Raw genomic sequence first — 6,353 nt, 5'->3', positions numbered from 1 at the left:
TGCGGGGTTGCAAGCCTGCCGAAGGACAGGCTTGCTTCGTGATCTGACTTGCCGCAGTTGTCTGAGCGGAGCGCGAAGCGCGCAGAGAGTTCTGCGGCAAACCCCGCAAGCGCCACGACGCAGGTTGCCCGCAGCGAAGCGGAGGGTCGCGGGCATTCGGGTCGCCTTCTTTGGCCCGGTTTCTTGGCGAGACAAGAAAGCGGGTCGGCCGCCGGGCCGAGACCCGGCCTCGAAAAAACACCCCCCGGCAGGGTCAAGAACAAGCTACACACCGCCCGTGTCCCAAGACATCAGGACAGCTCGCGCTCGTACATATACCTCCGCGACCAAGGCAACGAAGCAGCCCCCTGCCCCGCCCTCCGACAAACAACCTGAAAGATAGACACGTCATCGTGTTCGAACGCATAAGCACACCCCGCCAGATACACCCTCCAAATCCGAAACCTCTCCTCATCCACCAAGTCCCGAATCTGCATCGCACAAGCCTCAAACCGCTCCAGCCACAACTGCAACGTGCGCACGTAATGCCGCCGCAGCCCCTCCACATCCAGCACCTCCAGCCCCCCACGCTGCATGGCCTCCAGCGCCAGGCTCAGGTGCGGCAGCTCGCCATCAGGAAACACATAGCGGTCGATGAACGCGCCGCCGCCCAACGCCGTGGCGCCCACGTCCGCATCGGTGGAGGTGATGCCGTGGTTCAGCGCCAGGCCGTCATCTGCCAGCAGCTCGCGCATGTGCGCAAAGTACATGGGCAGATTGCGGCGGCCCACATGCTCGAACATGCCGACGCTGGTGATGCGGTCAAAGCGCCCCTGCACGTCGCGGTAGTCCTGCAGGCGGATCTCGATGCGGTCGGCCAGGCCTGCGGCGCGCACGCGCTCGGTGGCCGCTTCGAACTGGTTGCGCGACAGGGTCACGCCCACGCAATGCGCGCCAAAGTGCTGGGCCGCACGCAGCACCAGGGCACCCCAGCCGCAACCGATGTCCAGCAGGCGCTGGCCGGGCTGCAGGCGGATCTTGGTGAGGATGTGGTCCAGCTTCTTGCGCTGGGCGGTGGCCAGGTCCTCGTCGCCGTTCTCGAAGTAGGCGCAGGAATAGACCATGCCCTCGTCCAGCCAGCGCCGGTAGAAGTCGTCGGACACGTCGTAGTGGTACTGGATGGATTCGCGGTCCGTGCTGCGGCTGTGCCGAAAGCGCCTTGCCGCGCGCGCCGCAAGCGCCAGCCGCCCCGGCCCCTTGCCCGCGCCCTGGGTCTTGGACATGCGGCGAGCCAGCGCATAGCCGAAGTCGATGATGTCGGGCAGGCGGCCGTCGATGTCGATCTGGCCCTTCACATAGGCCTGGCCCAGGTGGTCCAGGCTGGGGTCCAGCAGCAGCGGCAGGGCCGAGGCGCTGCGCACGGTGAGCGTGACGCGCGGCTGCTCGAAGCGGCCGAAGTCGAACTGCTCGCCATTCCACAGCACCAGCCGCGCCGGCAGATCGGCCCGCGCACGCACGGCCTCGGCCCAGCGCCTGAGCTTCTTGTCCCAGAACATCGTGCATCTCCCCGGGGCTGGCGGCGCCCCCTTTGACATGAACCGCATGAACAGCATGAAAAGCAAATGACGAGTCTTGCCGGTTCATGTGACGGCAAGACGTCAGGGCGACAGCCCGCGCCGGTAGCGGATCGATACAGACCCGATGGCGCCCACACCCCGCCAGCGGCCCGGCTTGGGGCACACTGGCCGGCGTTCCAACGGCCCCGGCGCGAAGGCGCCTGCGACAGACACCATGCAAGCCTTTGACCTGAGCATCGAGCACCGCAACGAACAACGCAGCACCGGCGGCTATGGCCTGCCGGCCGGATTTCAGGAACCTGCCATCGAACTGGAGCCAGTGACGCCATGGCCATGACCCATACCCAGGCGCTGTCCAAGCTGGCCGCCGACACCCTGGTGCAGACCCTGGAGGAAGACGTGGCGCGCGTGATGGCGCGCACGTTTGCGCTGGGCCGGCACGATGCCGCTATCGCGGCCAACTACGGCGGCCATGCCCTGCCGCCCCTGCTGCGGCGCTGGAGCTGCGTGCTGCAGGCCGGTGACGCCAAGGCAACGGCGCTGTACCGGCACAAGACGGCGCTGGCCCTGGCCATCGTGCTGCACAGGAACGGCCTGGCCGACGCGGGCCTGAACGCGGCCGCGCGCACGGCCATCGATGTGCTCAATGCCGAGGTGGCGCTCAGCGATGACTTCTTTCGCAAGTCGGCGCAGATCCGCCAGGACTTCCTGGACACGCCGCCCGCGCCGCCCAAACGCTCGCCGGGCCTGCCCGACAGCCTGACCTTCTACCGCGCGGCCGACGTGGTGGCCATGGAGCTGGACGGGCGCTTCTACGCCCTGTACGTGCACGGCTGCGCCCGGACCAACCAGAGCCCCATCGTCGAGTTCTACGACGCGGTGTTCGACCACCTGCCGCAGATGGCGGAGCTGGCCGACGTGCGCGCCCGGGGCCGGCGCTACAACGATGGTGTGGGGCGGGTGGCGCGGTTTTCCATATCGGGCCTGAAGTTCCTGCCCGACCCGGCCGGCCAGTTCACCCTGGTCAAGGCCTGCGTGGAGACGCCGCCGGACCCCGGCCATCTGCAAAAGGGAGACTGGCTCTACACGGTGTCCGACATCTTCGAGCTGCAGTCCGAGGTGGACACCATGTTCGGCCCCGGCGGCAAGCCCTGAGCCTTGAGCCTTGAGCTTTGAGTCCTGGCAGCGGCCTGTTCTTGCCTGTTTTCAAGAGGAAATTCATGACGCATCCCCGGCCTTCCACTCTGCCCTCCCGCATGGCCTTGCCGGCCGTGCTGGCACTGGCTGCCACGCTGGCCCTTGCGGGCTGCAACCAGCGGCATGACACAGCAGCCATGGAATCTGCGCCCGCCCCCGCGCCCATGGCGGGCGGCGCCGGCATGAAGCAAGGCCGCGCCGCCACCGTGCAGGCCGAGGATGCGGCAGCAGCCGCACCAGAGACATCGGCGCAGGACGAGATGGCCCAGCGCTTCCTGGCCGTGCGCCAGGAGCTGAACGTGGAAGTGCCGCAGGCGCAGCTGGCCGATGCCTGGGGCCAGGTGCGCGACCTGTGTGCCACGCTGCGCTGCGAGCTGCTGTCGGCATCCCTTCTGCGCGAGACGCCCCAGCAGCCCGGCAACGCCATGCTGGAGATGCGCGTGGCGCCGGCCGATGTGCAGCGGCTGCTGGGCACGCTGGCCGGCGTGGCCACCATCGTGTCGCAGAACACCATCAGCGAGGACAAGACGGCCGAGGTGATCGACGTGGAGGCGCGCATCAGGAACCGCACCGAGTTCCGCGACAGCCTGCGCCTGATGCTGCGCGACACCACGACCAAGCGCACCATGTCCGACCTGCTGGAGATACAGCGCACGCTGTCGGACACGCAGGCCGAGCTGGACGCCATGGCCGCCCAGCGCAAGGTGCTGGAGCAGCAGACCAGCAAGCAGCACATACAGATCCAGTTCACGCCCACCCGCGCCCTGGTGCAGGGCGGCACCAGCTACAGCCCCATAGGCCGCGCGCTGCGCGATGCCGGCCATGTGCTGGGCGAGAGCATGGCAGCCCTGATCACCTTCGTGGCGGCCGTGCTGCCCTGGCTGGTGCTGGTGGTGCTGCCGCTGGGCTGGGTGCTGCGCGCGCTGTGGCGGCGCAGGCGTGCCAGGAAGGCCTGAGCGGCACAGCAGGATCAGGAAGTACGGCAGCCCTGCCGTGCTCCAATCAAGCCATGCCCCCCGAACCGAGCCTTGACGACCTGCGCCGCCATGCCGTGGCGCGCACCCTGTTCACGCCGACCACCCTGCCTGCGGCCATACAGCGCCTGGGCTTTGTGCAGGCAGACCCGATCCGCGCCCCGGCCCGGGCGCAGGACCTGACGCTGCGCCACCGCGTCAAGGACTACCGCGCCGGCGATCTGGAACGCCGCTACGCGCGCCTGCCGATCGACGAGGACTGCCTGGTCAACTACGGCTTTCTGCCCAGCGAGCACCTGGCGCTGATGCACCCGCGCCAGGCCCGCAAGGCCTGGGATGCCGAGACGCAGCGCAAGGCCGCCGAGGTGCTGGCCTTTGTGCGCGAGCGCGGCGCCGTGCATCCGCGCGAGGTGGAGCAGCATTTCTCGCACGGAAGCGTGAAGAACTACTGGGGCGGCTCGGGCAGCGCCAGCACGCAGTTGCTCGATGGCATGCACTACCGGGGCCTGCTGCGCGTCAAGCGCCGCGACAGCGGCACGCGCGTCTACGAGGCCATCGCCCACCCGCCAGCCGACGACAGCCCCGCCGCCAGCGCCCGGCGCGCCGCCGCGCTGATCGACCTGGTGGTGCGCAAGTACGCACCGCTGCCAGCCCCCAGCCTGACCTACCTGGTGCGCCTGCTGGGCTATGGCGCGCCCCACCTGGCGCAGCAGACCCAGGTGGCGCTGCGGCTGGCGCGCGAGCAGCTGGCAAGCTGCCGCATCGATGGAACCACCTGGTACTGGCCCGCCGACGAGAATCCACGCTCGCGCCGCCATGCCTTCGACGAGCGGCTGCGCCTGCTCGCGCCCTTCGATCCCGTGGTCTGGGACCGGCGCCGCTTCACGCTGCTCTGGGGCTGGACCTACAAGTTCGAGGCCTATACGCCACCAGCTCAGCGTCAGCTGGGCTACTACGCCCTGCCCATGCTCTGGCAGGGCCAGGTGATCGGCTGGGCCAACCTCCAAGCGCGCGACGGCCGGCTGGAGCCGTCATTCGGCTATGTGGCCGGCGCGGCGCCCGGCGATGCCGCCTTTCGCAGTGCGCTGGATGAGGAGCTGCAGCGCATGGAGCAGTTCCTGGCGCCGCGCTGAGGCGCAGGCACTCGCCCCCTGCGCGTGGTGGACATGATTGGGGGAACTGGTCAATTTCACCCTGCTGACGCGCGACTGCACCGGCTTGACTGCACAGGCTACCTAGTGGACCGATACAGCGAACGCAGGGAGCGGGCGCGAGCGCTCCCCCGCCGACGAGCGGCCTTTCATGATCTTTCGGCACATGCTGCAGCAGTACCCGTGCATCAAGGCCGGCAGGCAGCCGGACCGCCCTCAGTTCATGCGCGGCAGGTTGCCCGCCTTGATGGCCGCGCCCATGGACTCATGGCCCTGGACCAGCTTCCTGCGGTATTCGGCGCCAGTGAGCGGCGCCGGGTCCACGCCGGCTGACTCGAAGATGCGCGCCACCTGCGGCCCCTCGGCGGCTGCCATGGCGACGCGCTCCAGCCTGTCGCGCAGGGCCGTGGGCCACACCCCTGGGGTAGGCCAGGCCGATCGGCTTCTAGCGCAAATAGCTCTTCTTTCCAGAATCCGATATGCAGTACTTCCCACCCCGTGGCCCAGTGCAAACGCCACCGGACCGGCATGAGCAATCACCTGAAGATGCCCCGGCCCGGCTGGGGGCCACCAACGCACGCGGTGATGACTGTCCAAGCTCGGCGCTGCAATGGCGCTTGCTGCCGCTGACCGAGCCGTCATTGCACACGAATTGCGCGCCAGAGCAATGCGCCACGCCGCCCTTGCTGCCGCTGCAGGGGTAGTTGGCGGCATGGGCCGTCAAAAACCCGCCCAGCATAAGCAGCGCAAGCGCTGCGTGGCGCCACATGGCTACTGCGCGGGGGTGAAAGCCACGAGCATGCCCATGCCCTGGATCAGCGTGGCGGATATCGTAACGTTGCCAACGCTATCGCTCGCGGTGTCAGCGTCCTTGCTGTCCATGGCCTTTTTCATCAGGCGCACAAGGGTAGCCGAGACCTGTTCGCGCCGGTCGCCTCCAGTCAGCGAGTTGCCAACGATAAGAAGAAGAGACATCGTATTAATGGTTTTTGTATTGTCGCCCCCCGTAACCGTCACCATGACCGACTCAAGCCTGCCGCTTTGCTTGTCCACAGTGCCAATCATTGGCGTCTCTGCAATGGTGTGATTCCAAGTGTTCTTCTTGCTGCCATTGCTGATGGTGAACGGTCGCTGAATCGGCCACCCATTGCCAAAGTCTTTGGCAAGCGAATTGAAGCGTGTGCGGAATTCGTTGGAATCAAAGCCGAAATTCGGCCGGGTTTCCTCCGTGGCTGGCTGCGCGGCGGGCGCTGTGCTCGCGGGAGCCGTGACAGCCGCAGGGCTTGCGGATTCTTTGGGGGGACTGCTGGGGCTGCACGCATACACCACAACCCCCACGATGCCAATCAACAGGATCAGACCAAGGAACTTGTCTGTTCTGGTGATGGTCGGGTCTTTGACTCCGCAGTTCGGGCAGGTCTTTGCACCTGTTGAGACTTCTTTCTTACATTCTTTGCAAGGCGCCAATGCCATGG

The 6,353-nt window shown here is 67.2% G+C and carries 7 protein-coding genes; 4 read left to right on the top strand and 3 right to left on the bottom strand.

All coding sequences use genetic code 11. The annotated features are described in order from the left end of the window. Positions 1–290 precede the first annotated feature (290 nt). A complete protein-coding gene (locus tag KDK82_RS28070; protein ID WP_088166798.1) occupies positions 291–1,535 on the bottom strand; it encodes a cyclopropane-fatty-acyl-phospholipid synthase family protein in 1,245 nt (414 codons plus the stop codon). Positions 1,536–1,770: 235 nt separating this feature from the next. Between KDK82_RS28070 and KDK82_RS33305 the strand changes: the two genes are divergently transcribed. From KDK82_RS33305 to KDK82_RS28055, 4 genes are all read left to right on the top strand, one after another. Then, positions 1,771–1,893: a hypothetical protein gene (locus tag KDK82_RS33305; RefSeq protein ID WP_256974566.1), complete on the top strand. Its 123-nt coding sequence runs from the start codon at positions 1,771–1,773 to the stop codon at positions 1,891–1,893. Continuing rightward, on the top strand, positions 1,884–2,711 hold the full coding sequence (locus KDK82_RS28065; RefSeq protein WP_088166797.1) for a hypothetical protein: 828 nt from the start codon (positions 1,884–1,886) through the stop codon (positions 2,709–2,711). The genes KDK82_RS33305 and KDK82_RS28065 overlap by 10 nt, the downstream gene beginning before the upstream one ends. A gap of 65 nt (positions 2,712–2,776) precedes the next feature. Next, complete coding sequence (locus KDK82_RS28060; RefSeq protein ID WP_034391346.1) at positions 2,777–3,709, top strand: DUF4349 domain-containing protein; 933 nt, start codon at positions 2,777–2,779, stop codon at positions 3,707–3,709. A 53-nt stretch (positions 3,710–3,762) separates the two neighbouring features. Then, positions 3,763–4,860, top strand: coding sequence for a crosslink repair DNA glycosylase YcaQ family protein (locus KDK82_RS28055; RefSeq protein WP_088166796.1), 1,098 nt, complete (start codon positions 3,763–3,765; stop codon positions 4,858–4,860). 234 nt (positions 4,861–5,094) lie between these two features. On the opposite strand, the gene KDK82_RS28050 is transcribed toward KDK82_RS28055, so the two are convergent. Both KDK82_RS28050 and KDK82_RS32310 read right to left on the bottom strand, forming a co-directional pair. After that, the gene (locus tag KDK82_RS28050) at positions 5,095–5,253 is read right to left on the bottom strand and encodes a hypothetical protein (RefSeq protein ID WP_256974565.1); all 159 of its coding nucleotides are present in this window, start codon (positions 5,251–5,253) and stop codon (positions 5,095–5,097) included. Between the two features lie 396 nt (positions 5,254–5,649). Then, positions 5,650–6,351 (bottom strand): hypothetical protein, encoded by a 702-nt coding sequence (locus tag KDK82_RS32310; RefSeq protein WP_143343524.1) that lies wholly within the window; start codon positions 6,349–6,351, stop codon positions 5,650–5,652. Positions 6,352–6,353: the final 2 nt, after the last annotated feature.

It is taken from the genome of Delftia sp. K82 (genome assembly GCF_002193035.1).
Lineage (GTDB): Bacteria > Pseudomonadota > Gammaproteobacteria > Burkholderiales > Burkholderiaceae_C > Comamonas > Comamonas acidovorans.
This window is presented reverse-complemented; position numbering and strand designations above follow the sequence as displayed.

Coding starts and splice junctions, on each gene's coding strand:
- KDK82_RS33305 (WP_256974566.1), top strand. CDS start 1,771: ATGCAAGCCTTTGACCTGAGCATCGAGCACCGCAACGAACAACGCAGC.
- KDK82_RS28070 (WP_088166798.1), bottom strand. CDS start 1,535: ATGTTCTGGGACAAGAAGCTCAGGCGCTGGGCCGAGGCCGTGCGTGCG.
- KDK82_RS28060 (WP_034391346.1), top strand. CDS start 2,777: ATGACGCATCCCCGGCCTTCCACTCTGCCCTCCCGCATGGCCTTGCCG.
- KDK82_RS28055 (WP_088166796.1), top strand. CDS start 3,763: ATGCCCCCCGAACCGAGCCTTGACGACCTGCGCCGCCATGCCGTGGCG.
- KDK82_RS32310 (WP_143343524.1), bottom strand. CDS start 6,351: ATGGCATTGGCGCCTTGCAAAGAATGTAAGAAAGAAGTCTCAACAGGT.
- KDK82_RS28065 (WP_088166797.1), top strand. CDS start 1,884: ATGGCCATGACCCATACCCAGGCGCTGTCCAAGCTGGCCGCCGACACC.
- KDK82_RS28050 (WP_256974565.1), bottom strand. CDS start 5,253: ATGGCAGCCGCCGAGGGGCCGCAGGTGGCGCGCATCTTCGAGTCAGCC.